This is a genomic window from Kutzneria viridogrisea DSM 43870, from assembly GCF_000525635.1.
Classification (GTDB): Bacteria; Actinomycetota; Actinomycetes; order Mycobacteriales; family Pseudonocardiaceae; genus Kutzneria; species Kutzneria viridogrisea.
This window is the reverse complement of sequence record NZ_CP007155.1, coordinates 5,945,485-5,971,007: the sequence shown is the minus strand read 5'-3', so window position 1 is coordinate 5,971,007 and position 25,523 is coordinate 5,945,485. Positions and strand designations below refer to the sequence as shown.

The following is a 25,523-nucleotide window of genomic DNA, read 5'->3' as shown; positions in this document are numbered from 1 at the left end:
GAGCAGCCCAGCCGCCAGTTCGTCGGTGACCAATTGGTCTCGCTGGGCTGAGCTCGCCCAGTGGGCCTCGCTACCCATCCTGGTCGAGGATCCGGTCAGTAGCCTTGGCCTGCTGATATGCCGCACTCGATGATCGGCAGGACGTGGTTGCTCGACTGTTGTACCAGGCATTGGCCCAGGGATTGTCCTGGCTGGCGTTGCTCGCCAGGTCCTCAGCATCCAAGGACGCGGAGATACTCGTGCTGCGCCACGAGGTCGCGGTGCTGCGCCGGACCAACCCACGCCCGCCGCTCAACTGGGCCGACCGGGCGGTGCTCGCGGCCCTGTCCCGGCTCCTGCCGAAAACCCTGCGGTCGTGCCGCATCGTCACGCCCGCCACCTTGCTGCGGTGGCATCGCCGCTTGGTGGCCCGGAGGTGGCGTCAGCCGAAGCCGCCGGGGCGGCCGCCGATCAGTGACGAGATCGCCGCGCTGATCGCCCGCTTGGCGACGGAGAACCGGACCTGGGGCGTGGTCCGCATCCAGGGTGAACTGCGTCGGCTCGGGCACCGCGTCGCCGCTTCCACTATCCGCCGGATCCTGCGTAGCCGCCGGATCCCACCACCGTCGAGTCGCGGCGACGCGTGGCGCACATTCTTGCGCGCGCAGGCCAATGGTGTGCTCGCTGTCGACTTCTTTCACGTCGACACCGTGGCCTTGAAGCGCCTGTATGCGGCTTTCGTGATCGAGCACCGCTCCCGCCGGGTCCAGTTGCTCGGCGTCACCGACCACCCGACCGGGGCCTGGGTAACTCAACTGGCCCGCAACCTGGCTGCGGATCTTGAAAGTGCCGGACGCCGCTTCACCTATCTGATCCGTGACCGAGACGCCAAGTTCATCGCTGCGTTCGATGCGGTGTTCGCCTCGCTCGGCGTCGACGTGGTGTGCACCGCGCCGCAGGCACAGCGGATGAACGCGATCGCCGAGCGGTGGATCTCCTCCGTTCGCCGTGAGTGCACCGATCGGATCCTCATCATCGGCCGCCGCCACCTCCGCGATGTGCTCGACGTCTACGTCGAGCACTACAACGCCGGCCGCAGTCACCAAGGTCAGGGCGTTGGGTTGCGCGCGCCTGATGATGACCCGAAGGTAGTCCTATTGCCCACCACGCCGGACCTGATCAAGTGCAGGCGGCGCCTCGGAGGACTACTCAACGAGTACCAACCCGCCGCCTAAAAACTCAGCTCGCAGACGGTGGCGGCGTTTTCGACCAGGACACTTACCTGCGCGGGTTGCCGGAGGGACGGCGTGTTGAGGAGTGACCGTGCGCTCAAACTGACCTGGGTCCAGCGGTGTAGTGGCTGCCCTGGGAGCAGGTCGGTCTATGACTCAGCGCCTTCCCCAGCCTCCGCCAAGTCCTCCAGTCCGTACCGAGCCACGTGCTCAGGGTCCTGCAGGTCAATGGTGCGTAGGCCCTCGGACTGGAGCCGCTCGTTGATCGCGTCCAAGTGGTCGTGGACGATCTGCTTCTCGGCGTCGGTGGTCTTGCCCTTGTGCGGCTTGCCGGCGTGTTCCATTGAGGAGTAGTTGACCTTGGGTTCGCCGGTGGACTTGGCGCGGGCAGGCTTGGCGTAGGACTTCTTGGCGGCGCGCAGCACCACGTCCATGGGGTCGTCGGTGGCCAGCTTGTTGAAGGTCTCCACGTCCATGACGACCGTCTTGGGCGCCTCACCCGGGGCGTGGATGTCGAAGGTGACCACGTCCAGGGCATGCTGCTCGATGTCGGCGATCTCCGCGGGCGCGGCCTCGATCTCCACCGGGCCGTTCTCCAGCGCCGGGTGCTGGGTCACCACGATGCGCACCAGCTCGCCGCCTTCGACGATCTTGCCGCTGAGGTCCGAGAACGTGACGACCTTCTGGCCCTACCGGGTTCCCCTCTCGCGCTGGTACGACGGTGGAGGATAGCCGCTTGGACTCGTGGCCGCCGGAGGGCCAGCTCGACCTCGCCGCCGCGGTGCGGACCGGTCGGCGCGTCGCCTGCTTCCCCACGCCGGCGGGTGGCAGGCTCCCGGACATGCTTGTCACCTGCTTGCCTGGCGTGGACCGGCGCAACCTGCGCAGCACGCTGCGCGAGGTCTGCACGGACGTTGGCAACCTCCGCGGCGGTGGGGGACTGACGGCGGTCGAGCGGCTCAATGCCTATCTGGACTGGGCAGTCGTGTCTGTCCAGAAGCTTGGCAGCCAGATCAGCGCGGCGGACATCAGGCGACTCATCATGACGCCGCGGTACGAGCTGCTGTTGACGTTCGTGGGCAAGGTTCTGGATGGTGTCCACGCCTACCCGGTCAACGGCCTGCTGAACATCGAGTTCGATCAGCGCCTCGCGGCACTAGAGGCCGCACGGGATGCCGTGGAGCAGCAGATCCAGCGGTGGTCCCGCGTTGGCGAGTTCGTGGTGCCGGACACCAGCTTCTACATCAACCACAAGGAGAAGCTGGAAGAAGCCGACTTCGCGCCCTTGATCCCCGCGCGGGAAGAACCAATCCACGTCTTGGTACCGATCGTGGTTGTCGACGAACTCGACAACCTGAAGCAGCACAGCAACCGATACGTTCGCTGGAGAGCCGGCTACACCCTGGCGGTGCTCGACCGCGTATGCCGCTCAAGTATGGGGCCGGTCCGGCTGCAGGACGAGGACTTCTCCGCCCTGAACACCGGAGGTATCCCGCGAGGCGAAGTCACCATCGAGGTGGTGCTTGATCCGCCAGGGCATCGTCGGCTGCCGATCAACGACGACGAGATTGTGGCCCGAGCCGTAGCACTGCAACCCCTTGCAGCCCGGGAGATCACCCTGGTCACCTACGACACCGGGCAGGCGATGCGTGGGCGTTCGGCAGGGCTGAAGGTTGCCAAGCTCCAGAAGCAGTTGGAGAAAGAGCCGCCTGTGCAGTAGCGCGGAGTGCCCTTGGTCGTGCGTCCGCCGGCCAAGGGCGTTGAACCGGGCTCAGGAGCGTGAGCCGCCTGGAACCGTGCAACGAGCTCCTGGGGGATACGGCTGCGGTCGGAGATGGTCTCGCCCTGGGAACGTGTGGGGTTCCAGAAGTCGGTCCGCGCATCCGACCTGCGGCAACGGACACGTGACGGGCAGGGCATGATCGTCCGCCGTGGCGCTGCGTCTGCTCTATCTGATCTTCCTCCGGCTGGTGGGCCTGCTGGTGTTGCTCAGTCGCTCGTCGGCGTCCAAGGACGTCGAGCTCCTGGTGCTTCGCCACGAGGTGGCCGTGCTGCGCAGAGGCAACCCGAAACCGCGCCTGGACTGGGCCGACCGGGCGGTGGTCGCCGCGTTGGTCCGCCTGCTGCCCACGGGGCTGCGGCTGCACCGGTTGGTCACCCCCGCAACGATCCTGCGCTGGCACCGGCGTTTGGTAGCCGCGAAGTGGACCTACCCACACCGAGTCGGCCGTCCGCCCGTCGATGAGGCGATTACCAAGCTGATCGAACGGATGGCCACCGAGAACCACAACTGGGGTTACAAGAGGATTCAGGGCGAGCTGCTCAAGCTTGGACACCGGGTCGCTTCCTCGACGATCCGGCGGATCCTGAAACGGGCGCGCATACCTCCCGCGCCGGACCGGCAGACCGACACAACCTGGCGGCAGTTCCTGCGTACGCAGGCCTCGACGATGCTGGCCCGCGACTTTTTCCACGTCGACTGCGCGGTCACCCTCCAGCGGATCTACGTGCTGTTCGTGTTGGAGGTCGGCAGCCGTTACGTCCACGTTCTCGGCACGACCACCCACCCGGACGGCGGGTGGACCACGCAGCAGATCCGCAACCTTGTGATGGATCTCGGTGACCGCGTCGGCGAGTTCAGGTTTCTCGTCCGCGACCGGGCTGGCCAGTTCGCGGCCTCGTTCGACGCTGTGCTGGCTGACGTGGACATCACGACGGTCACGATCCCGCCGCGTTGCCCCCGTGCGAACTGCTACGCCGAACGGTTCGTACTCACCGCCAGATCCGAGCTCACCGACCGCATGCTGATCCTGAGCCAGCGGCACCTCAACGCCGCGCTCACCGAATACGTCCGGCACTACAACGGCCGACGGCCGCACCGGTCCCGCGAACTCCGCCCACCTCAGCCGACCTACCCCGTGGCGAACCTCAACTCTGCGTGGATCAAGCGCCAGTGGCTCCTGGGAGGCCTGATCAACGAGTACGAACGAGCCGCGTAAACCTACTGGTCAGCACCGGTGACAGACTTTTGGAACCCCACAGCTACTCAACGACTATCAACCAGCCGCCTAACACCCCAGGTCACAGCCGATGACAGACTTTTGGACCAGGACAGGCGGATCATGGCCGGGATCACGGAGCAGTTGGCGGTGGCACGCGGCGAGACGGTGCCACAGGCAGGGTGACGCGGACGCACAGGCCGCCTTCCGGGCGCGCGGTCAGATCCAGGGCGCCGTGGTGGGCATTGGTGATGGAGTCGACGATGGACAGGCCCAGACCGCAGCCGTCGGCCGGTGAGTGCGTGCGGCCGGCACCGCGGCGGAACGGCTCAGTGAGCTCCGCCGCCGTGTCCGCCGCCACCAGCGGGCCGGTGTTGCGCACTTCCAGCACCCCGTCGGGTGTGGTGCGGACCCAGACCGTGCCGCCGATGGTGTTGTACCGCACGGCGTTGGCGATCAGGTTGCCCACCAGGTGAGTCAGCAACAGGGCCTCACCGCGGACCAGAACCGGCAGCAACTCGACCTCGAAGGTCAGCTCCGGGTCGGGCCGCTGCTGGGCCAGCACATCGGTGACCACCTCGTCCAGACGAACCCGTTCCGAGCGGAGCACCCCCTGGTCGCTGCGGGCCAACAACAACAGTCCCTCGATCAGCCGTTGGCTGCGTCGGTTGTCGGCCAGCAGCTGCTCCCGGATCAGCGCCAGCTCCGCCGGGGTGGGGTCGAGCAGGCCGACCTGTAGCGCGGTCCGCTGCACGGCGAGCGGGGTGCGCAGCTCATGGGCGGCATTGGCGATGAACCGCCGCTGGCTGGTGAATCCCGCCTCGATCCGGTCCAGCATCTCGTCGACCGTGCCGGCGAGGTCAGTGAGCTCGTCCTTGGGGCCGGTCAAAGCGATCCGCTCGTGCAGGTTCTGCGCGGACAGCCGCCGCGCGGTGGCGGTGATGCGGCGCAGGGGCCGCAGCACCCGGCCGGACACACACCAGCCGACCGCGATCGCGCCCAAGCCGAGCAGTGCCAGCGACAGCGCCGACCACAGCACGTACTGGCCGAGCGCCGCGGACAGGAACGGATCGGCCTGGCCGCCGCCCAGCGACCACACGGCGGCGCCCTCGGTCGAGGTCAGCTCGGCGGCGCTCCCGCCGGGCATGAGCCGGATGGCGATGGAGTCGAAGCGGTCGGGCAGGTTGGCCTGCAGCAGCAGGTAGACCACGACCATCAGCACCGACGAGGACACCACCATCAGCGCCCCGCACAGCAGGCCCAGCCGGGCGCGAACCGGCAGTTTCATGGCACGATCCGATAGCCGGCCCCGGAACTGGTCTCGATCACCGGCGGGTCGCCGAGCTTGGCCCGCAGCTTGGAGATGGTCACCCGCACCGCGTTGGTGAACGGGTCGGCGTTCTCGTCCCACACCCTGGCCAGCAACTCCTCCGCGCTGACGAAGGTCCCCGCCTCGGCCATGAGCACCGATAGCACGGCGAACTCCTTGGGCTGCAACACAATCGTGCGATCAGCGCGGCTCACGCGCCGCGCGGCGGCGTCGAGCTCCACAGTGGAGTGACGCAGGACCGGCGGCACGGCCCTGGCGACGCGGCGGGCCAGCGCCCGCACCCGGGCCACCAGTTCGGGGAACTCGAACGGCTTGGTGAGATAGTCGTCGGCGCCCAGTTCCAGGCCGTCCACCCGGTCGTCCAGCGACCCGGCCGCGGTGAGCATCAGCACCTTGGTCCGGGAGCCGGAGCCGATCAGCTCGCTGCAGATGTCGTCGCCGTGCACGCCGGGCAGATCCCGGTCCAGCACCACCACGTCGTAGTCGTGCAGGCCGAGACGGTACTGGGCGGCGGTCCCGTCGTAGGCGACGTCCACCGCCATCGACTCCCGGCGCAGGCCGGTGGCGACCAGATCGGCCAGCAGGGTCTGGTCCTCGACCACCAGCACGCGCATCGTCTCCCCAATCCGCTCGGTCGGGGCAGGCTATCGGCCGCGGGGTTGCGAAAAGGTATCGGCGGGCCGGCCGCGGTGGAGATCTTTTCGAAAGGTGGGCTCCGGTTGGCTTGGGCCCGTCAACCAAGCAGCACTCACCTTCGAGGAGCGATCATGTCCACCAGCACTCGTCGTCATCTCGCCGCGGGCATCGCCGGGCTGGCCGCCGTCGGCGCCATCGCGCTCGGCGCCAGCCCCGCGTCCGCCGCCACCGCCACGCCCGCCACCGCCGGCTTCCAGCACGCCCAGTCCGGCGACCCGCAGGGCGGGGACACCTGCCTGGAGCTCAAGCAGGACCCGAACGGCATCGTCATCCTGGTCCCGTGCGAGAACCCGCCGGCCGGCAGCACCGCGCCGGTCACCCCCATCCCGGGCCTCTGAGGCCCGGCGACGCCTGGCGGTGCTCGCGGGGGTCACTCACCGCCAGGCGTCGCGTTCCTCGTCCAGCACGACGTCCTTCTCCACCGGCCGGCCTGCACGCTCGACGTTGTATGTGCCGAGAACTACGTCCGTGCAGGTCAGCGGGCATCGGCCGTGTGCCTGGTCACCGTCCAGCATGATCGCGGCTCGTGCTGGTCCGCTTCGCCTACCTCGCCGCCGCCCACGCCTTCGCCGCGCTGCGGCTATTCCGCATGACCGACCGTGAGAAGGACATTGAGATCCTTGCCCTACGCCATCAACTCACGGTTTTGCAGAGACAACTCGGCGATCAGCGCCCTGAGGACAGGGCGTTGCTCGCGGCGCTGGTCATGCCCCTGACCCGCGCGACGCTGCGCCGACTCCGGCTGCTAGTCAGCCCAGACACGGTGCTGCGATGGCATCGCGAACTGGTGAAACGCCGCCACGCCCGTGCAAGCAAGCGCCGTAGGCCCGGGCGTCCGCGCACCCTTGCCTCGATCCGCCGCCTCGTCCTGCGCCTGGCAACCGAGAACCCCTCCTGGGGCTACCGGCGCATCCACGGCGAACTCGCCCTCCTCGGCATCGCGATCGCCGCATCCACCGTGTGGGAAATTCTCAAGACCGAGGGCATCGAGCCGGCCCCGCACCGGGCCACCATCACGTGGGCTGCCTTCCTACGTTCCCAGGCCGGCGCGATCCTGGCGATGGACTTCATCGAGACCATCACCCTGTCCGGAGTGCGCCAGTACATCCTCGCCGCCATGCACCACGCTGGCCGGCGCGTCCGCATCCTCGGCGCCACCGCACACCCCACCCATGCCTGGGTGACGCAGGCGATCCGCAACCTGCTCATGGACCTTGAGGATGCCGGAAGCCTCGCGCGGGCCAGGTTCCTCATCCGCGACCGCGATGCCAATTACCCTGAGTTGATCGATGAGATCCTCAGTGCCGCGGGGATCACCACGATGCTGACCGGTGCCCGGATACCCCGCATGAACGCGATCACCGAACGCTGGGTCACGACACTCCGCACCGAACTCCTGGACCGCACGCTGATCTGGAACGAGACCCACCTCCGGCACGCGCTTCGTGAGTACGAGCGGCACTACAACCAGCACCGAACCCACCGATCACTCGCCGCCGCAGCACCCCTGCCAGCCGGACCCCAGCCCCTTGAGCCCGACCAGATCGAACGCCTCACCGTACGCCGGCTGGACTGTCTCGGCGGTGTCATCCACGAGTATCGACATGCCACTTGACCTGTGCGGACGTAGTGCTCGGCACGCGCAGGGACGTCCAGAGTGTGGCTGGACATCGGGCTTGGCGGTGCTGATAGTGGACCTCCGGTCGCTGCTCCAGTGCGGCCGACGGGCTGACGGAGGTGGCGCGTGTCGGTGGCTGCGGGACGGCGGATCAGTGCGCAGGAGTTGGCCCGCGTGGTGCGGGGCGGGTCGTTCGCCGAAGTGCTCGACGCCGCCATCGCGGTGCGAGGGCTGACGCTGGACCGGTTGCGGTTCCACCTCGGCGAGCGCGGTGTGGACGTCAGTGTCGCGACGCTGAGCTACTGGCGGCACAACAAGAGGCGGCCCGAACGGCCGGAGTCGATGCGTGCCGTACGGGTCTTGGAGGAGGTGCTCGGGCTGCCGCCCACCGCATTGATCACGCTGCTGGGTCCGCCCAAGCCACGCGGACGGCGGGTGCGGCACGCCGGGATGCCCTTGGAACAGCGGTTGCACAAGCCCGACGAGGGCCAGTACGCCGTGGTGTCGGCGCACGACGTGTTCACCGTCGGGTCCGACCGGCTCGAACGCGGCACGTGGTCGCGGCTCGTCCTGCGCGGCGAGCACGGCCGCGTGACACGGTGCCTGGTGCGTTACCGGGCCGACCACCCGCAGTTCCCGCCCGCGCTCACCGGCGTCCGCTTCTGCCGGGCCGGCCGGATCGCCACCGAGCCCGACACCGGGCTCATGGTGGCCGAACTGTTGCTGGACCGTCCGCTCGGTGCGGGGGAGCACGCTGTGGTCGAGTACCGGATGGCGGCCGAACCGGGGCTGCCGGTCGACAACTACTCCCGGCGCTTTCGGGAACCGGTCGCCGAGTACAGCCAGCAGATCCAGTTCGAGGGCACGCTGCCCAAGCGCTGCCACAGCTTCCACATGAGCGACTTCGACGTCCCGGAGCGCGTGGTGGAACGCCTGGAGGTCGGCCCGTCCGATTCCACCTGCTTCGTCAGGATCAACCTGTCTGCCGGAGTCATCGGCACCCGCTGGACGTGGTGAGCGGGTTCTTCACAGATTTGCGCGCCGTTCACCCGGCGTTCCGACAAGAATCCTGGGTCTCCCACCAGCGTTCTTCACAGAATATGACGGACGGTGTTCGAATCGCGCCGCAATATTGCGCGGAGTCACCGGCGGTGGTCATTCTTTCGCTCGTCACCGCGCGGTGACATCCCCTGACACTTCCGCCCCGGAAGGCATCCCTGCACATGAAATCCGGACTCGTGTTCCCCGTGGTCGTCGCGGCTGTCGCGGCCACGGCCCTGCTCCCGTCACCAGCGTCGGCGGCGCCGAACCACGCCGCTGCGGCCTGCGCGTTCACCACCGGCTCCGCTGAGCGCTCCGAGGCACGGCCAAGCTGCGTGGCCGCCGACATCGGGCTCGACCGGCTGCCCGCGGTCGGCGAGTCGGCGACCGTGACCGTCACCATCAAGTCCCGGGTGGCGCTCGACCACGCGTCGCTGACGGTCAGGCTGCCCGACACCCTCACGCTGGACCGGCGTTCCAGCGGCCTGTCCGAACCCCGCACCACCGGCCTGTCCCAGGTCGCCGTCCAGCAGTTCCCCTTGACCACCAAGGGCCGCACGGTCACCTTCGGCGTCACCGCCGTCGCACCCGGACCCGCGCACATCGAAGCCGACGTCACCGACCCCGACGCGCCGGCGATCGAGCGCGCCGCGCACGCCGCCGCGCCCCTGGTCGTGGGCGAGCGGCCGGGCACCTCGCGCCAAGGTGTGACCGGCACCGAGTCGAAGGCCGTCACGCGGTCCGCCCCGACCGCCGCGCTGACCACCGCCGCGGCGGGCCAGGTCTGTGCCACCGGCTCCCTCACCTACGCCGACGCGGCGGGCAACTGGAAAGCCGGCCGCACCGTCAGGGTGCAGATCGCCGCCAGGGCCACCTCCACGTCCGCCGCCGCGTTCTACGCCTCGGGTCTGACCTCGTGGAACGACGGTTCCTACTCGCTGTGCTTCACGGCGCCGGTCACCACCATGTACCAGCTGTGGATCCAGTTCACGGCCGACTCGAACCTGTGGCGGGTCACCGACAACGCGGGATCGAGCGCCTACACGCTCACCACCGTGGCCAAGTCGAACGTCGCGAGCGGGAGCACCGCCGCATTCGGCACGACATCGCCCCCCAGCACGTACATGCGGGCGTGGCACGCGTTCGACACGCTCAACAAGCTGTGGGCACTGCATGGTTCCAGCTCCTGCTGGACCGACCGCCAGTCGAGCAACTGCACCCCCATCACCCTGCACTGGCAGCCGGGCAGCACCGACGGCACGTACTTCAACAACGTCGGCACGCGCTACGTCGCCCTCAAAGACGCCGACCCCGACTCCGAGCACACCGTGCTGCACGAGTCCGGCCACGCCCTGATGGATCTGCTCTACGGCGGCTGGTGGGCCCAGAGCGACTGCCCCAACCCGCACACCCTGCACCTGCGTTCCGGGACCAACTGCGCGTGGACCGAGGGCTTCGCCGACGCCATCGCCGGCTACACCATGGGCGACGGCATGTACTACTGGCCCAACGGCGCCTCGGTGGACCTCATGAACACCACGTGGAACGACCCGACCCAATACGCGTCGCGGACCAACCCGGAGGACGGCGACCAGGTCGAGTTGCGCGTGGCGGGTGCGCTCATCGACTTGTGGCGCAAGGTCGACAACGGTCCGACGAGCACATTCGCGGACATGATCAGCTACCCGTCGTCCTCGTTCAAGGAGTGGTTCACGACCGACCGCCCCGCATACAACCTGGACGTCTCCTCAACCACCCGCGACCTCGTCTACACCCATACGATCGACTACCGGACGACCAGCTGACCCCGAACCCTGAGCCCGCCCGGCCTCTTCCGCCGGGCGGGCTCTCGGCACAACCGGTCGCACCGGTCGCACCCTTCACCCTCAAGGCCGTCCCTCGCTCTGGATGTGTTCTTCTACCGCGAACGTGTCAAACGAGCTCGTTTTGCAGTTCCTCAACCGACACCCGGATGCCGCGCGAGGCGTGATCGTGGCCGGTGGTGCTCCTGGTACCCCGGTGCGCCGCAGTCAGCGTGGGTCGACGGTACCCGGCTCCTGGCACGTCGTGGTCGAAGTGTTCACTTACGTCGTGCTCACGGTCTTGGTGTCGATCACGGCCCGCGCAGCCCTGAAGGATCTGGCGCGAACGTGTGAACCGAAGCCCTGGACGCGCCAACCGCTGGCAGAAGCCCATTGGGGTGCGCGTGGTCATGCCGGGTGGTGGCGACGACGGTCAGTGCGGCGGCGATGAGGAATGGCCCCATCGGCAATCCTGAGCCGGGCGCTTGGCGGTGCGCGACTCGCAGGACGAACCAGGTCGCCGCCGCAGCGCACCAGCCGAGGAGCGTCGCCGTCAGCAGCGCTGGCCAGCCCAGAGCAGGCCCAGGCATCGAGTCCACACCGAGGGCTGCACTCCACCCAACGTGAGCCCACGGCAGCCTCGCCAGGTCGAACGCTCGTGGCTGAGTCTGCTTGGGCGGGCGCACGTTCCTTTACAGGACGCGGTTTTCGTCTCGCCCAGTCGTTGGGAGTAGTGGTGGAGCACGGATTGTGCGGCCGGTTTGCGCGTGGCCATGGTGGTCGTGCACTCCGGTTGCCGATCGGAGGACCGGTCGGGAACCCGAGGCACGGACGCCGGAAGGAAGAGAACATGCGTATACCCGGACCTGCACGGGGCTTGTTCGTCGGATCGATGCTCCTGGCCACCGTCCTGACACCGGCCGCTGCGGCGCAGCCCTTGGCCGCGCCGGCACCGTCAGCTGTGCGCGCGGTCTGTGCCGGTATGGATCGAATTCCTGGCAAGGTCGCCTGCCGTCAGCTGCTGCGTACCGATCTGCCGACCCATCTGGGGCTGACCGCGGCGGCCCCTTACGGCTACGGGCCGGCCGACCTCCAGGCCGCCTACAAGGCACCGATCCAGCAAGGCGCCGGCACCACGGTGGCAGTCACGATTGGTGCGGACTACCCGGACGCCGAGGCCGATCTGGCGGTCTACCGCAAGCAGTACGGCCTGCCGCCCTGCACCAGCGCCGACGGCTGTTTCCGCAAGGTCAACAAGAACCTGAACCCTAGCCCGCTCCCGGCTCCTGACGGCGCCTGGTCCAGCGAGGCCGCGATGGACATCCAGTTGGTCTCCGCCCTGTGCCCCCGGTGCAGGATCGTGCTGGCGGAGGCGGACAGCAGTGACAGCACGGTGCTGCTCCCGATGGTCGCCCGGCTGGCCAAGCAGGTCACGCCGTTCGTCTCCAGCAGCTGGGGCGGCACCGAGTACCCCGAGCAGGTCCGCGAGGGCAAGGTCCTCGACATCCCCGGTGCGGTGCTGGGCTTCGCCTCGGGCGACGGCCCGGCTTCGGTGCTGCACCCCTCCTCCTCGCCCTACACCATCGCGGTCGGAGGCACTGCTCTGGTCCGTGACCCGAGCACCGCGCGCGGCTGGAGCGAAAAGGCGTGGAACAGCACCGGCTACGGCTGCTCGATCTACTCGGCCAAGCCCGCATTCCAGAACGGTGTGAACACCGGGTGCGGCAAGCGTGCCACCGCGGACGTCGCCGCGGTCGCCGATCTCTACCCCGGGGTGGCCTACTACTGGGGTGCCGGCGGCGGTTGGCGGGTGTCCGGTGGCACCAGCGCGAGCACGCCCATCGTGGTGTCGCTGTGGGCTTTGGCCGGTGCGCCCGGCAAGGCTGATCGGCCCGCGAGCTACCTGTACGCCCACCCCGGCGCGTTCAACGACGTGACCGAGGGCCCCGGCGCGCACGCAGGCTGGGACGGCCCCACAGGCCTGGGCACGCCCGACGGGGTGGCGGGATTCGTCCCCGTGCACTGAGCGCACAGCTTCGGTTGCCGTCCATCATGCGGCTCGGTGGACGGCAACCGCGTTGTCGCGCTGGTCAGCCGCCTAGGGCGAACCTGCTGGGGGCTCCGGTCTTACGCATCGCGCGGCTGACGTGCTGTTCGACCGTGCGCACCGACAAACCCAGCGACTGGGCAATCCGGGCGTTGGTCCATCCGCGTCCGGCCAGCCGCGCGACCTGGGCCTCCCGCGGTGAGAGTTGGACCCCGTACCCGGGGCGGCCCCGACCCCGCCGGGCTGGCTCGGGCACCCCCAGCAGGTCCTCGCACAACCTGACCGCGACGGTGCAACCCAGGGCGCGGAACCGGTCCGCTGCCGCGGCGGCGTCCTGAGCGCCGGGACCCGGGCCGGCGAAGCGGGAACGGAGCAGCAGTGCCGTGGCTGCCCAGTAGGGCCGGGGCACCGCGTCGAACGCCTCGGCCGCCACCTGGTAAGCGTGGAGCACCTGTGCGGTGTCGGCTCCACCGGCCTGCAACGCCATGGCCCGGCACAGGTCGAGGCCCGCGAACGCCGCTGGTGCGTCACGGCCGTCCACACCGGACTGCAAGCAGTCCAGGAGTTGCTCCAATGCGGCGTGATCTCCGTTGTCGAGCAGTAGTTCGCCCAGCACGGGTGCCAGCTCGCTGGCCCACACCCACTGGCCGGTGCGCTCCACCACGGCCAGCGCCGCCCGGGCTTCGTGCCAGGCCTCGGCGCGGCGACCCCGCCGGAGGTGGTCGCGCGCCAGCACGGCCGAGGCCGTGATGGCGACGGGTGGGGCACCCGCGGACGTGGTGCGGGCAGCGCTGATCCCCGGCAGCAGCGCGCGTCCGCGCTCGGACGCCCCTGCCTCCATCGCCAGCGCACCGGCGATTAGCCGGCACTCCGCCTCCACCACCGGCAGTCCCTGACACCGCTGTGCCAGCGACTCCGCGCGGCGCTCCAGGCCTTGCCATCGGCCGGTGAGCCAGTCGTTGGTCAGGGCGGCGACCTCCAGCAGTTCGGTCAGGTGCGCCGCACCGAGCGTCTGCGACCAGTGCTGGCCTCGGGCCAGGAATCGGGTGGCGACCTCGTGATGGCCGAGCCAGGCCGCGCTGTCGGCGATGTTGAGGCAGCCTCGCATCAACTGGCGGCGGAGCTCAGCGTGCTCGCTGTCACCGAGGACGAACTCGGTGTGCTCCCACGCCTCGGGCAACCCGCAGGTCAACAGGGCAGTGGCCCGGTTCACCCGCACGATCGCGGCACCGACCGGGTCCAGGTCCACCGGGGACAGCGTCTCGATCTCGGCAAGCCACCGCAGGTGGGTGCTGACGTGGCGCCGACCGGCGTAGGGGTTGGCCAGGGTGGACATCACCCGCGCCGCGATCTCGGGTGCACTGTCGCGCAGTTCCGCGGCGGCGTGTTCGAGTTCGTCGTAGCCCGCCTGGTGATCGCCAACCTGGCTGAGCAGCAGGACCCCGAGGTCGTTGCGCAACTGCCCACGGATTCGTTCGGGTAGCACGAGCTCGCCGAGGATCTGCCGGAGGATCCGCACGCTCGCGCGGTAGTCCAGGGCCTCGAACGCCGCCGAGCCGAGCTTGACCGCGATCCGCACCCGACGCGCTTCGTCCTGCTGCTCGTCCTCCACCAGCGGCGACAGCAGCTGCACCGCGGTGCTCCAGTCCCCGGCGGCCAGCGCCGTGTCCGCCTGCCCCTCGCTGTACTCACGCCAGTGATCCAGGTCGCCCGCCTCCCGCAGGTGGCGGGCGACCAGCGGGGCGGGCTGGCCCGCGGCGTCAAGCAGGGTCGCGGCCCGGCGATGGGCTCGCCGCCGCTGCGAGGCCACCACAGCGTGTTCGACCGCACGGCGGACGAACTCGCTGCGGCAGCGGTAGCCAGTTCCCGCCACGCGCAGCAGCCCATGACCAACCGCGGTATCCAACGCCGACTCACAGCGGCGAACAGGCAGTGCCGTCAGGGCGCGCAACTGGTCCTCGGTGGCACCGGTCGCCCAAACCGCCGCGGCGGTGATCACCGCTCGGGTGGCGGCGTCCAGGTCGGCCATCTCCTCGGCGATGGTGTCCACCAAGCGCGTCGGGACGTGCAGGTCGCGCAGCGCCGACCACACCGACCGGCCGCAGGAATCGGGCTCGTGGAGAACCTGCTCCACGGCGGCGGTGATCGCCCGCGGACAGCCTGCCGAGCGGTCGAACAACGCCGTCGCCACGTCCTCGGGAATCGCGTCGCAGCCCAGCAGAGCCCGGACCAGCTCCGCGGTCTGGGTGAGGTCCAGCGGCGTGAGGGTGAGCATTGTGCCCGCCTCGGCAAGACCGACGTGGGGTACCCGGCTCGTGTGGGCCAGTACCACGGCGAGATCGCCCGTCGCGGTACCGGTGAGGTAGTCAAGGAAGGCACACGTGGTGGTGTCGGCTTGGTCGACGTCGTCGAGCAGGAGCAGGACCGCGTCCGGTCCGCACAGCACCTGGCGCAGCGCCCGGAAGATCCGGTGCAGGTCCGGGGCACCTGCCAGCGTGGGCGGGAGCCGATCGGCCAGTTCGGGCAGCAACGGCCCCAGGGCTGCGGTGGCGTCAGGACTCCAGGGCGCGCTGGTGTCACTGAGCAGGGCTTCGAGTACCGGTGCCAGCGGCGTGCACGATCCCCGCCGGCACCTCGCGTGCAGGACGTGACGGAACGGGGCCGGCCTGATCCGCTGGAGCTCGGCGAGCAGACATGACTTGCCCATCCCGGGTCCACCCCGTACCCCGATCAGGGCGGGACGTGACCGACCGGCCACCAGCACGGCGGCCAGGATGTCATCCCGGCCGACCAGCGGTGTCTGGCAGATCCCCGTACCTCGGGTGATGACTGTCATGTCGCTCAACCTAGGGACGCCGCGGTCGAGGTGACCACGGACGATGGTAGGGACCGTGCGTGAATGGCCGCGGTGGTGGGGCCCGCGGTCTCCGCGGGCCCCACCACCGGCGGGCTCAGTGCGTGGGTTTGCCGCTGGTGACGCGCAAATCGTCCACACCCGCTTCGACCAGGCTACCGGCGTCGGCGTCGGCCGCCTCGATCAGCACGCGGATCGTCTTGCCCGCCCACGGCGACAGGTCCGCGGTGGTCGTGCTCCACGTCGCGGCGGTGTCGGTGGAGGTGGACTTGCGTTCGGCGACCACGCTGCTCTGCCCACCGGAGACGACCCGGACCCGCAGGTAGTCGGCGCCAGCGGAGTTGGCCAGGTTCCCCAGGTACCAGGCCATCGACAGCGACGCCGGTGCACCCGCTGGCAGCGTCACCTCCGGGGACAGCGCGCTGGTGGTCCCGCCGTCGATGTCGTTGTCGCCCACCGACGCACCGGCGGCCGCGCCCGACACCAATGCCTTGGTGCCGGTGGGGGTGTTCCCCGGCTGTATGGCCAGCCCCGAGTAGGTCGTCTGCTGCGGGGCGGCGATCTCGAAGCGTCCCGAGGTGGCGGTGTCGGTGCCGTTGGGGTTGATCGTCCACCCGGTGGACTTCTCGAAGTCCTCGTTGTAGACGGTGGTCTGCCCACCCGGACCGGGCGGGTTGTCCCCGCCGGAGACCGCGGCCAGGGCGTTGACGATGCCCTCACCGAAGAACGAGTTCTTGGCCGGTGTTCCGGTGCAGCGGCTGTCCCCGGCAGGGCACGGGGTGTCGATGGCCTGGGTCAGCAGCATCGACCGCAGCTGGTCCACGGTGGCCTGGGGGTGGGCCGAGGCCAGCAACGCCATGACCCCGGCGGCGTGCGGGGAGGAGGCGGAGGTGCCGTTGAAGGTGGTGTAGCCGCCGCCCAGCGCGGTGGTGTTGATCATCGCCGAGCCCTCGCCGCCGGGCGCGGTCACCTCCACGGTGTTCAGGCCGTAGTTGGAGTAGGAGGCCAGCTTCTTGTCGATGGTGTCCGCGGTGACCGAGATGGCGTTGTCCAGGTTGCCCGGCAGCAGCACGCCCGGCTGGGTGTCCAGGTTGTTGGAGTAGTTGCCGGCAGCCGCGACGGTCGCGGTTCCCTTGCCCTTGGCGTAGTCCACCGCGCGGCGCACCCCCTCGATGACCGCGGCGCCGTCCTGGTCATTGGGGTCGTTGTAGAGGTTGGGATCGACGTAGTAGCTGTTGTTGGTCACCTTGAACCCGTGGTCGGCCGACCAAACCAGGCCGCAGATCACGTTCTCCGGGAACATGTTCCCCGAGGGCTCCATCACCTTCACCGAAGCGATCCGCACGTTCGGGGCTACCCCGACAACGCCTTTGTCGTTCTTGGCAGCGGCGATGATGCCGGCCACCGAGGTGCCGTGGCCGGCGGCGGGGGCGTTGGCGTCGGGCTCCCACGCGCCCGGGGTGGTGTTGGGTTTGCCGTACAGGCAGGACACCGAGTCGGCGCTGTCGAAGTTGTCGCGCAGATCCTCATGGGTGCCCTGGACCCCGGTGTCCAGGATGCCGACCCGCACGTCCCGGCTTCCCGGGTTGATCGCCCACGCCTTGTCCGCCCCGATCTGCTGCATGTTCCAGTCCACCGGTTCGGCCGGTGCGGCGATCGCCCGGCCGAGCTCGGGTGCGAGGTGCTTGGCCGCAGGGGAATCCGCGCGAGCAGCCACGCGCGTACCCTCGTCCGGGACGTCGTAGCCGCCGCGGGTGTCACCGACCTGCTGCACGCCGGGCACCGCCCGCACCTTCGCGGCGAAGTCCTCCGCGCTGGAATGAGCGAGGACGATGCCCATCTGCGCGTAGGACGCCTGCACCGTGCCGCCGTTCGCGGTCACCGCCTTGACCGCCGGGTCGATCGCCCCCGGTGCGGTGAGCACCAGGTAGGCGTGCACCCCGGCCTCGTGCGGACCGGCGTGTGCCGACGCGGGTGCTGCCACTCCCAACGCGGCGCACAGGACCGCTGTCAGCACGCCAGTAGTTTTCGTCCCGACCAGGAATCGGGTCTTGTCCATCGCAGGGACCTCCATCACGGGTGGTGAATGCGATTCCAACCGGTGACGCTCCCGGCCCGCTCAGGTGGCGTCAATGCGTGCCGTCACCTATGAAAATCAATTGCCGCGCGACAATATTCCACAACGAGGCGGCTCTCCGGCCGACCAACCGCGAACGACCGAAGCGGCAGGCAGGGAGGTCAGCGGCGTTCAGGCGGCATTGCATGACCCGCTGAGGTGCGTCCCTATCCGGTGGGCCATTGCGACCAACGGGCAAGACCTCTCTCGTCAACGCGGGTCACAATCGCTTGAACAGGCCTGGGCGGTGCGGCGGGTAATCAGCCCGCCGACGGCCTCAGCGACGGGTGGGCGCACAGGAAGCAGAGCTGGAGCGTGTCGTCAGTGCTTCTCCTCGGTGCTGGTCGGACCCGTTCTGGTTACGTTCACCCCTGGGACGGAGCCAGCCAAGGGTTCTCGACATCGCCGTCCTGGTCGGCCTCCCCCACAGCTCAGACCGGCGCCTCTGTGCGCGGCTGCCCGATGCCTTCCACGTCCTCAAGCTCGCAGGCAACGCAATCACCGAGGTCCGTCTGCTCGACCGGATGGGCCGCACCCCGCACACCCGTGTCGAGTACCTCGACAACCGGCAATGCGCGCGATCGGTGGCGCACTGCTCGGCCTGGTCACGGTGCTTGTCGCGGGCCGTGGTTCAGCTGTGGCGGCCGGACGTCTCGTCGCACGGCGGCCACTGGGGCAGTGCGACCGAAGGTGGTGCCATGAGGACACCCCACTCCGGCGGGGTGTCCTCATGGCGGCGGTCAAGCCACGGTGAGCACGTACTCAGCGGTGCCGGACTTGCCAGCGCTGTCGGTGCCCGTGACTGTGATCTTGTAGGTGCCCGCCTGGAACAGCGCCGAGACGTGCATCGTGGAGCTGCCTGACCCCGTCACGGTTGGCGGGCTGAAGAACGGCGTGAGTGACAGGCCGGACCGAGGAGCTCCAGCACTGGTACGACCTGATGCTGCGGCGCGCCGAAGCGGCCGAGGCCCACCGCCACGCCACGCCGCCACCGCGGTCGCTGCCCATGCCCACCGAGGCCGCGATCGCCATCGCGCGGCATGTCAAGGCCATGCTGCTGCACTATCGCCAGGAATGAGCCGCCACCGCGACCGCCGGGGCGGCACCGGTCTGGGCGGCGGGAGGGAGAGCGAGCACCTTCTCGTGTCAGGTCCCCCTGCCGCCCGGGCGGCGACCGATCCCACCCCGGTTCTGGAATGGGGTCACCGCACATCATCGCTGATCTTGGCCGTCACGATCGAGGGGCTGGTCCCTTGGGGGCCAGGGCAGGGCGGCCAGGGTGGTCCACCGGTAGCCGTGCCCGGCGCCGACACGGCAGGACAGGTCGCGCTGCGGAGACCGCCGTGGACACCGATGTGCACCGGTACGCACCGACTCTGGCGCCGGATCCTCACGCGAGCAGGCCGTTCGCGGCCCGGTCCTCGGGTTGGCGGCTGGTGGCCTGGACCCGACCTGGGGGCTTCGCGTCGTGTCACCACGCCTGGCGATCAGGTTTACGCACTGCGGGAGGGTCAGTCCTCGTAACACCAGCAGGCGATCCACCGGTCCCCGCCACGGTCTGTCGGCGATACGCAGGGTCGCGAAAGTGGTGGGCCCCAACAGCCGGGTCCGCACGATGGGCACCTCGTAGAACCGGCCGATCGGGCGGGCATGGACCACGATGCGCTGCAGGGTGCGTGTGGGGTTCCAGAAGTCGGTCCATGCGTCCGACCTGTGACAGTGGACGCGTGACGGGCAGGGCGTGATCGCCAGTCATGGGGCTGCGTCTGCTCTACCTGATCTTCCTCCGGCTGGTGGGCCTGCTGGCGTTGCTCGGTCGTTCGTCAACCTCCAAGGATGTCGAGTTGCTGGTGCTCCGCCACGAGGTCGCCGTGCTGCGCCGAGGCAACCCGCGACCTCGCCTGGACTGGGCCGACCGGGCCGTGTTCGCCGCGTTGGTCCGCCTGCTGCCCAAGGGGCTGCGGCTGCACCGGTTGGTCACCCCGGGCACGGTTCTGCGTTGGCATCGGCGCCTGGTGGCGGCGAGGTGGACCTACTCACACCGGCATGGACGTCCGCCCGTCGACGATGTGATCACGAGGCTGATCAAGCGGATGGTCACCGAGAACCACTGTCAACGGTCATTGGGAGCTCCCCGGTCGCGGAAAACGGACGTCCCCGCTGGCGGACACGAGAAGTCCCCACTGATGGGCGTGATCTTCCGTGTGGGGCGGGTCAGTGCAGGGGCCGTACCCCCTTGCCGGAGGTGGCCTCGGTCAGCCGGAACGAATCACCCTGGGTGACCACGACATGAGCGTGATGCAGGAGACGATCGACGGTCGCGGTGGCCAGTGTCTTGGGCATGATCTCGTCGAATCCCGACGGATGGAGGTTCGAGCTGACCGCCAACGCCCGACGCTCGTAGGCGGCATCCACCAAACGGAAGAACCCTTCGGCGGCGTCGGTGGACACCGGCAACAGGCCGATATCGTCAACGATAATCAGGTCGGAACGGATCAGCCGGGTCATCGCCCGAGCCAGGGAGTCATCGACGCGGTGTCGGCGGACCAGTGCCCCAAGGTCCTCGATGGCGAACCAGGCCACCGTCATCCCGGCCTCGACAGCGGCCTGGCCCAACGCCTCGGTGAAGTGGCTCTTGCCGGTGCCCGAGGGGCCGCAGACACAGAGATTTTCCTTGCGGGTGACCCATTCCAGGGTCTTGAGCGAGTCCTGGACCTGGCGAGAGATCGAGGACGCGGTCTCGTCCCAATCGCCGAAGGTCTTGCCGGCGGGGAACCCCGCACGTTTGCGGCGGGTCCGCAGGTTCGCCCCGTCGCGGCCGGCGGCTTCCTCGGCCAGCAGGACACGGACGACCTCGGCGGGGTCCCAGCGTTGGGCCTTGGCGGTGGGGATCAGGTCGGTCAACGCCCGGCGGATGTGGGGCAGCTTCAACCGTTTGGTCAGTTCGATGGCCTCAGCCAGCGGATCACCGCTGGAACCGGTGATGGTGCGAAGTGGAGCGGCCATCAGTTCATGTCTCCTTCAGGAGCGATGCCGAAACGGGACCAGGCCGAGGTTCCTGGTTGCAGGCTGTGGTTCTCCGACGCTCGGGTCGGTTCCGTGAGGGTGCGGCCGAGATGGTGGTCGAGGATGGAGATCAGGTCGTTCTCGGCGAACCGGCCGGCGATGGCCGCGGTGCCCAGCGCCCGGTCGACCTCGTTGACGCCGTGCAGTTTGGCCAGCGCGATGGCCTCGGCCATCTTCGGTCGCATCCGCCGTGCCCCCGCCGCGGCGGCCTCCACCAACCACGCCCCAGCACCGGGCCCGAGCGCGAGGAACGCGGCCTCCTCGGCGGAGGTGGCCTTGGGAGTGCGATCGCTGTGCGCGTCCGGGCGGGGCGGATAGTGCTCGTCCTTGATCGCGGGGTTGCCCGGTGTGGACCGCGCATGGCGGGTCACCTCGACCGCGCCGGCGGCGCCCAGGGCGGTGACGACCAGTTCGTCGCCGTGGAAGCGGACCCAGACCGTCTGCTCGACCAACGCGTGCGGGACCGAGTAGCGCACCGAGTCCACCGAGATCGTCGCGTCGCCGGCGACTTTGCGGGTGGTGCCCAACGCGGCGGTGAACGGGTTGGCGGGCAACGGATGCAGCCGATGGCGTTCCTCGGCCAACGCCTCCAGGGGCCGGCGGCGTGTCGCGCGGTGGACCTTGTCGTTGACCTGTGTGGTGAACTCCTGGCAGGCTGCGACGAGCTCGACGAACTCGCCATAAGCCGGGCGCAGGTTGACGTCGGTGGGCACCAGGTCTCGTTTGGCGATGCGCACCGTGGCCTCCGAACCACCTTTGGTCTGAGGGTCAGCGGGGACACAGGTGCGGATGGTCAGTCCGTAGTGGTGCGCGATCTCGACGATCTGTTGGTTGCGCACGGGAATCCGCGCGATGTGGTCGGTGGTGACCGTGCGCTCGTTGTCGGTCAGTGCGTAGGTCGGCGCCCCGCCGATCTGTCGTAACGTGGCGTCCAAGCATCCGGCGATCGTGGGTAGTGTCTTGTCCAGAACCGGCGTCACCACTCGAAACCGCGACCAGGCCAGCCACGCGCACCACAGCCAGGTCTTGCGTCCGGCGATGGTCGGGCCGTCGCCCCAATCCCATTGCAACCAGAGTCCTGGCTCTGGAATCCAGGGACGGAAGACTCGCCGGTGGCCGGCGCGATAGGAGGCTTTCGCCGCGGCCACCGCGCGTCTGGTGGTGCGGTCGGTGCCGGTGAACCCCATCGCGGTGATCTTCTCGTGGACTCGGTCGGCGCCGATCCCGGCCGCCCGAGCGTTCGATGAGCTCCTCGATCTTGGGCAGGAACTCGTCGATCATCTTGGGTCTGTCTTGCCGCTTGGTCGGGTCGGTGCCCTTGCCGCGCAACTCGACGTAGCGCTTGACGGTGTGATGGTCGCAGCCGGCCAGGTCGGCGGCCGCGCGGTAACTCCCGGTGAGGTCGTAGGCTTCCAGAATCTCCATGATCTCCTCCTTCGTCTTCACAACCGGTTACTGGAACAAACCGGACGGTCAGACACCAAAAGGATCACGAGTCCATCAGTGGGGAGCTCCGCTGTCCGCCAGCGGGGAGACAACCAGACCGGCTATGGGGAGCTTCGCATTTCCGCCGTCAACCACAACTGGGGGTACAAGCGGATTCAGGGTGAGCTGCTCAAGCTCGGCCACCGGGTCAGCGCCTCGACGATCCGGCGGATCTTGAAACAAGCAGGCATACCTCCCGCGCCGGACCGGCGTACCGACACGACCTGGCGGGAGTTCCTGCGCACGCAGGCCTCGACGATGCTGTCGTGCGATTTCTTCCACGTCGACTGTGCGCTCACCCTCCAGCGGGTCTCTGTGTTGTTCGTGCTGGAGGTCGCCACCCGCTCCGTCCATGTCCTCGGCACGACGACCAATCCGGACGGCGCGTGGACCACGCAGCAGGCCCGCAACCTCGTGATGGACCTGGGGGAGTGGGTCGGCGAGGTCCGGTTTCTCGTCCGCGACCGGGCAGGTCAGTTCGCGGCTTCGTTCGATGCCGTGCTGGCTGATGTGGGCATCAAGGCGGTCACGATCCCGCCGCGTTGCCCACGGGCGAACTGCTTTGCCGAACGGTTCGTGCGCACTGCCAGATCCGAGGTCACCGATCGCATGCTGGTCCTGAGCCAGCGGCATCTGGGCGCCGTGCTGGCCGAGTACGTCCGGCATGACAACGGTCGACGGCCGCACCGGTCTCGCGAGCTTCGCCCACCGCGGCCGACCTACCCGGTGGCGAACTTCAACTCTCAGCGGATCAGGCGACGGCGGCTCCTCGGAGGCCTGATCAACGAGTACGAACGAGCCGCGTAAAACTACAGGTCAGCACCAGTGGCTGACTTTTGGAACCCCACAGGCCAACCTGCACGACCGCAAGGCCGAGGCCGAAACCCAGGGCTGGCGCGGGGAACTCGCCGGCCTGGAGGTCAGCATCGCCGCCGCGGAACACAAGCTCATGGCGATGCGCGAGTTGGCCACCCGTCACCAGGTCACGCACCTGGGGATGCCCGATTTCGGGTCGGTCACCGGCCGCGCCAGCGCCGGGGAGGTCTCGTGTCGCCCGGCGTGATCACGGTGTTCGCGATCATCGGCGTGCTGGCCGGCATGGGGGTACGGCCGATCGCGTTCGCGCTATCCGTGCCGACCGGACAGCCGCCGCGCACGTCGTGCCCGCGATGCCATGCCCTGGTGTTGCGTCGCGAGCGCCGGGCGGTTGTGGCCGTGCTGGTGGGGCGCTGCCGTTCCTGTCGCACTCGCATCGGGGTGCCGCCGGCCATGGTCGAGGTGGTCCTGGGCGTGGTGTTCGCGCTGCTCGCGTGCCGACAGTCCGGGGTGTGGGTGGCGCTGGCGTGTTGTTGGTTGGCCGCGCAGGGCGCTGCCGTGGCGTTGGTCGACGTCGCCGTGCGGCGTGTGCCGAATGTGCTGGCGGTGTCCGCCTACGCGGGCGTGGTGGCCCTGCTGGCGGTGGCCGGCGTGGTCGAGCACCATCCGGCCACTCTGTTGCGCGCGGTGCTGGCCGGGATCAGGCTGGTCGCGTTCTACGGCCTGATCGCCGTGGCCAGCCGGGGCGGGCTGGGGATGGGGGATGTCAAGCTCGCCGCCAGCCTGGGCACCGGTATGGGATGGATCAGCGTGACCGCTGTCGTTGGGGGCACGCTGCTCGGGTTGTTCCTGGCTGCGATATACGGGCTCGCGGCGATCGTCGCGAGCCGCTCGCGATGGCGCGCGCAGTTTGCCCTTGGCCCGTTCCTGATAGCGGGCGCGCTCGTCGTGCTTGTCATCGGATGACCGGAATTCAGATTCGCCAAACGATCATCTGGCTGCCCGGTGCCGCCAACCGGCTGCGTGCTGGGTTGTCACGTCCCGCTGCCGTCAACGCCTCACGTGACGCCGGTGCCGGCCAGACACGCGCAGGGAATCAGCCGGTTCGATTGTCGAGGGTCGGCTCGGGCTCGGCCCAGTCGATCAGCCGGCGGGTGAGGTCGGCGCTCACCGCGGTGCTGGGAGGCACGCGTGTGTCGGTATGCCGACCGGTCATCACGGCGCGGACGAACGCGGCGACGGTTGCTGGCGGTGGTAGCACATCGCCGCCCAGTGACGCGGTGATCAAGAGGTCCTCGCCGCAGCCGGTTTCCACCGCGACCGCCCAGCCCTGCTCGGCGGCCCAGATCAGGGCCGCGTCCCGGTCCGGGTGGTCGGGCAGCCTGCTCTCCAGCGCGATGTAGGCGGTGGGCGCGTCGGCCCACTCCGACCAGGCCGCTTCGGGTCCGGCGCCCATGGCGTTGGCGGTTTGGGCGATGTAGTGGTGTAAGCCGTGTTCGGCCAGTTCGTGCCAGACGTCGTCGTCGGTGGGACCGTCGGCGTGTTCGGTGACAGGCATCAGGATCACGGCACATTCCCGGTCAGGACAACCGCCGAGACCGTCCGCAGGTCTGGTGTGGGTGCCCAGGTGCGGCGGAGGGGCAGGGTGGTGTGGCTGTTGGGTAGGCAGAGTCGTGATCACTGGTGTCCTCGGTGGGGTGGGCCGTGGTAGCGGACAGGACCCACGCGCAGCAGCGGCGTCCGGCTCGGTGGGGCGAACGGCGTGCTGGGGGGTGGGGTACCGGGCGTCGGGGGACGGGTGTGCGTGGTCGGCTGGCGTTGCCGGTCGTACTCGGCGCGCCGGGCCGGGTCGCGCAGCACCGCGTAAGCGGCGATCACCTCGCGCAGCCCCTGTGACCCCGTGTCATGCCCAGTGTCATGACCGGCGTCGGGCCGGGCGTCGGGGTGCTGATCGCGGACCCGGCAGCGGTAGGCGTGCGCGATCTCGGCCGACGACGCGGTGCTGACCACGCCCAGGACGGTGTAGTAGTCGGGCAGGTCGTGGGTCATGTCGCGCTCTTTCGATCAGACGGTTGGGGTGGTCCCGGCTGTCTGCCGGGACCACCCCAGCATCGGACGAGGCTGCCAGTACGGCTCGCCGTGTCACAGTGCCGTGTTGGCGTTGGCGGGCCTGGGGGTGAGGGCCCGCGGTGTTGTGGTTACGGTGGCGAACGGCCTGACAGCACGTCCCGCGGTGTCCTTCAGCGACAGGTGATCGCCCTCCTTTCTGACTCCTTCCCGGGTTTCGGTCCGGGCAACAGCACTGGGGGCGGGGACCGTCCCCGGCGCCACACGAACCCGCACCGGCGATGGGCCGATCCTGCCCGTGCCGCCCTCGACGGCGGCTGGCGTGGCCATGCCTCGAAGGGCCGGTGCGGCGGGGTCGGTCGTGGCGGCCGGGGG

At 69.1% G+C, this 25,523-nt stretch carries 20 protein-coding genes and 1 pseudogene; 11 read left to right on the top strand and 10 right to left on the bottom strand.

The window, feature by feature from the left end; translation table 11 throughout:
• Positions 1–239 precede the first annotated feature (239 nt).
• On the top strand, positions 240–1,214 hold the full coding sequence (locus tag KALB_RS49415; protein ID WP_236650023.1) for a helix-turn-helix domain-containing protein: 975 nt from the start codon (positions 240–242) through the stop codon (positions 1,212–1,214).
• A 146-nt stretch (positions 1,215–1,360) separates the two neighbouring features.
• On the opposite strand, the gene KALB_RS26505 is transcribed toward KALB_RS49415, so the two are convergent.
• Entirely contained in the window at positions 1,361–1,840 is a 480-nt protein-coding gene (locus KALB_RS26505) for a hypothetical protein (protein WP_025358717.1), read from the bottom strand.
• Positions 1,841–1,947: 107 nt separating this feature from the next.
• On the opposite strand from KALB_RS26505, the gene KALB_RS26500 reads away from it, so the two are divergent.
• On the top strand, positions 1,948–2,931 hold the full coding sequence (locus tag KALB_RS26500) for a PIN domain-containing protein (protein ID WP_051913340.1): 984 nt from the start codon (positions 1,948–1,950) through the stop codon (positions 2,929–2,931).
• Positions 2,932–3,142: 211 nt separating this feature from the next.
• A complete protein-coding gene (locus tag KALB_RS49410) occupies positions 3,143–4,210 on the top strand; it encodes an integrase core domain-containing protein (protein WP_025358715.1) in 1,068 nt (355 codons plus the stop codon).
• A gap of 133 nt (positions 4,211–4,343) precedes the next feature.
• Here the strand turns inward: KALB_RS49410 and KALB_RS26490 are convergent, their stop codons facing one another.
• Positions 4,344–5,498: a sensor histidine kinase gene (locus tag KALB_RS26490; protein ID WP_025358714.1), complete on the bottom strand. Its 1,155-nt coding sequence runs from the start codon at positions 5,496–5,498 to the stop codon at positions 4,344–4,346.
• Positions 5,495–6,154: a response regulator transcription factor gene (locus tag KALB_RS26485; protein WP_025358713.1), complete on the bottom strand. Its 660-nt coding sequence runs from the start codon at positions 6,152–6,154 to the stop codon at positions 5,495–5,497. The genes KALB_RS26490 and KALB_RS26485 overlap by 4 nt, the downstream gene beginning before the upstream one ends.
• A 153-nt stretch (positions 6,155–6,307) precedes the next feature.
• Here KALB_RS26485 and KALB_RS26480 point away from each other — a divergent pair, with 153 nt between their 5' ends.
• From KALB_RS26480 to KALB_RS26460, 5 genes are all read left to right on the top strand, one after another.
• Positions 6,308–6,574 (top strand): hypothetical protein, encoded by a 267-nt coding sequence (locus tag KALB_RS26480; RefSeq protein ID WP_025358712.1) that lies wholly within the window; start codon positions 6,308–6,310, stop codon positions 6,572–6,574.
• A gap of 188 nt (positions 6,575–6,762) precedes the next feature.
• Complete coding sequence (locus KALB_RS26475; protein ID WP_025358711.1) at positions 6,763–7,851, top strand: integrase core domain-containing protein; 1,089 nt, start codon at positions 6,763–6,765, stop codon at positions 7,849–7,851.
• Positions 7,852–7,986: 135 nt separating this feature from the next.
• Complete coding sequence (locus tag KALB_RS26470; protein ID WP_148309660.1) at positions 7,987–8,871, top strand: XRE family transcriptional regulator; 885 nt, start codon at positions 7,987–7,989, stop codon at positions 8,869–8,871.
• Positions 8,872–9,077: 206 nt separating this feature from the next.
• Positions 9,078–10,700 carry a hypothetical protein gene (locus tag KALB_RS26465; RefSeq protein ID WP_148309659.1) on the top strand — a complete coding sequence of 541 codons (1,623 nt, stop codon included), beginning with the start codon at positions 9,078–9,080 and terminating at the stop codon, positions 10,698–10,700.
• A gap of 979 nt (positions 10,701–11,679) precedes the next feature.
• On the top strand, positions 11,680–12,723 hold the full coding sequence (locus tag KALB_RS26460) for a S53 family peptidase (RefSeq protein WP_051913085.1): 1,044 nt from the start codon (positions 11,680–11,682) through the stop codon (positions 12,721–12,723).
• 64 nt (positions 12,724–12,787) lie between these two features.
• Here KALB_RS26460 and KALB_RS26455 read toward each other — a convergent pair whose 3' ends face one another.
• The 3 genes from KALB_RS26455 to KALB_RS49930 all read right to left on the bottom strand — a co-directional run bounded on the left by KALB_RS26455 (position 12,788) and on the right by KALB_RS49930 (position 18,586).
• The gene (locus tag KALB_RS26455; protein WP_025358708.1) at positions 12,788–15,580 is read right to left on the bottom strand and encodes an ATP-binding protein; all 2,793 of its coding nucleotides are present in this window, start codon (positions 15,578–15,580) and stop codon (positions 12,788–12,790) included.
• Between the two features lie 115 nt (positions 15,581–15,695).
• Entirely contained in the window at positions 15,696–17,657 is a 1,962-nt protein-coding gene (locus KALB_RS26450; RefSeq protein WP_158510819.1) for a S8 family peptidase, read from the bottom strand.
• Positions 17,658–18,454: 797 nt separating this feature from the next.
• Positions 18,455–18,586 carry a hypothetical protein gene (locus KALB_RS49930; protein WP_268872218.1) on the bottom strand — a complete coding sequence of 44 codons (132 nt, stop codon included), beginning with the start codon at positions 18,584–18,586 and terminating at the stop codon, positions 18,455–18,457.
• A 26-nt stretch (positions 18,587–18,612) separates the two neighbouring features.
• Here KALB_RS49930 and KALB_RS26445 point away from each other — a divergent pair, with 26 nt between their 5' ends.
• Complete coding sequence (locus KALB_RS26445; protein ID WP_025358706.1) at positions 18,613–18,792, top strand: hypothetical protein; 180 nt, start codon at positions 18,613–18,615, stop codon at positions 18,790–18,792.
• Between the two features lie 1,136 nt (positions 18,793–19,928).
• Here the strand turns inward: KALB_RS26445 and istB are convergent.
• Positions 19,929–20,720, bottom strand: coding sequence for an IS21-like element helper ATPase IstB (gene istB, locus KALB_RS26440; RefSeq protein ID WP_025357625.1), 792 nt, complete (start codon positions 20,718–20,720; stop codon positions 19,929–19,931).
• Positions 20,720–22,226 (bottom strand): annotated as a pseudogene (gene istA / locus KALB_RS26435) (IS21 family transposase). The gene istB and the pseudogene istA overlap by 1 nt, the downstream one beginning before the upstream one ends.
• Between istA and KALB_RS49405 the strand changes: the two are divergent.
• Together KALB_RS49405 and KALB_RS26425 are read left to right on the top strand one after the other, a co-directional pair.
• Positions 22,134–23,072, top strand: a complete 939-nt coding sequence (locus tag KALB_RS49405) for an integrase core domain-containing protein (protein ID WP_236650022.1) — start codon at positions 22,134–22,136, stop codon at positions 23,070–23,072. The pseudogene istA and the gene KALB_RS49405 sit on opposite strands and share 93 nt — an antisense overlap.
• Positions 23,073–23,312: 240 nt before the next feature.
• A complete protein-coding gene (locus tag KALB_RS26425) occupies positions 23,313–24,047 on the top strand; it encodes a prepilin peptidase (protein WP_025358704.1) in 735 nt (244 codons plus the stop codon).
• A 130-nt stretch (positions 24,048–24,177) separates the two neighbouring features.
• On the opposite strand, the gene KALB_RS44275 is transcribed toward KALB_RS26425, so the two are convergent.
• Both KALB_RS44275 and KALB_RS44270 read right to left on the bottom strand, forming a co-directional pair.
• Complete coding sequence (locus KALB_RS44275) at positions 24,178–24,639, bottom strand: DUF6292 family protein (protein ID WP_148309657.1); 462 nt, start codon at positions 24,637–24,639, stop codon at positions 24,178–24,180.
• A gap of 119 nt (positions 24,640–24,758) precedes the next feature.
• Complete coding sequence (locus tag KALB_RS44270; protein ID WP_030108678.1) at positions 24,759–25,130, bottom strand: DnaJ domain-containing protein; 372 nt, start codon at positions 25,128–25,130, stop codon at positions 24,759–24,761.
• Positions 25,131–25,523: the final 393 nt, after the last annotated feature.

What these genes read in the sequence shown, in the direction of transcription:
- KALB_RS44270 (WP_030108678.1), bottom strand. Translation starts at nt 25,130, where the DNA reads ATGACCCACGACCTGCCCGACTACTACACCGTCCTGGGCGTGGTCAGC.
- KALB_RS26465 (WP_148309659.1), top strand. Translation starts at nt 9,078, where the DNA reads ATGAAATCCGGACTCGTGTTCCCCGTGGTCGTCGCGGCTGTCGCGGCC.
- KALB_RS26455 (WP_025358708.1), bottom strand. Translation starts at nt 15,580, where the DNA reads ATGACAGTCATCACCCGAGGTACGGGGATCTGCCAGACACCGCTGGTC.
- KALB_RS44275 (WP_148309657.1), bottom strand. Translation starts at nt 24,639, where the DNA reads ATGCCTGTCACCGAACACGCCGACGGTCCCACCGACGACGACGTCTGG.
- KALB_RS26450 (WP_158510819.1), bottom strand. Translation starts at nt 17,657, where the DNA reads ATGGACAAGACCCGATTCCTGGTCGGGACGAAAACTACTGGCGTGCTG.
- KALB_RS49405 (WP_236650022.1), top strand. Translation starts at nt 22,134, where the DNA reads ATGGTCGCAGCCGGCCAGGTCGGCGGCCGCGCGGTAACTCCCGGTGAG.
- KALB_RS26460 (WP_051913085.1), top strand. Translation starts at nt 11,680, where the DNA reads ATGGATCGAATTCCTGGCAAGGTCGCCTGCCGTCAGCTGCTGCGTACC.
- KALB_RS26485 (WP_025358713.1), bottom strand. Translation starts at nt 6,154, where the DNA reads ATGCGCGTGCTGGTGGTCGAGGACCAGACCCTGCTGGCCGATCTGGTC.
- istB (WP_025357625.1), bottom strand. Translation starts at nt 20,720, where the DNA reads ATGGCCGCTCCACTTCGCACCATCACCGGTTCCAGCGGTGATCCGCTG.
- KALB_RS26480 (WP_025358712.1), top strand. Translation starts at nt 6,308, where the DNA reads ATGTCCACCAGCACTCGTCGTCATCTCGCCGCGGGCATCGCCGGGCTG.
- KALB_RS26490 (WP_025358714.1), bottom strand. Translation starts at nt 5,498, where the DNA reads ATGAAACTGCCGGTTCGCGCCCGGCTGGGCCTGCTGTGCGGGGCGCTG.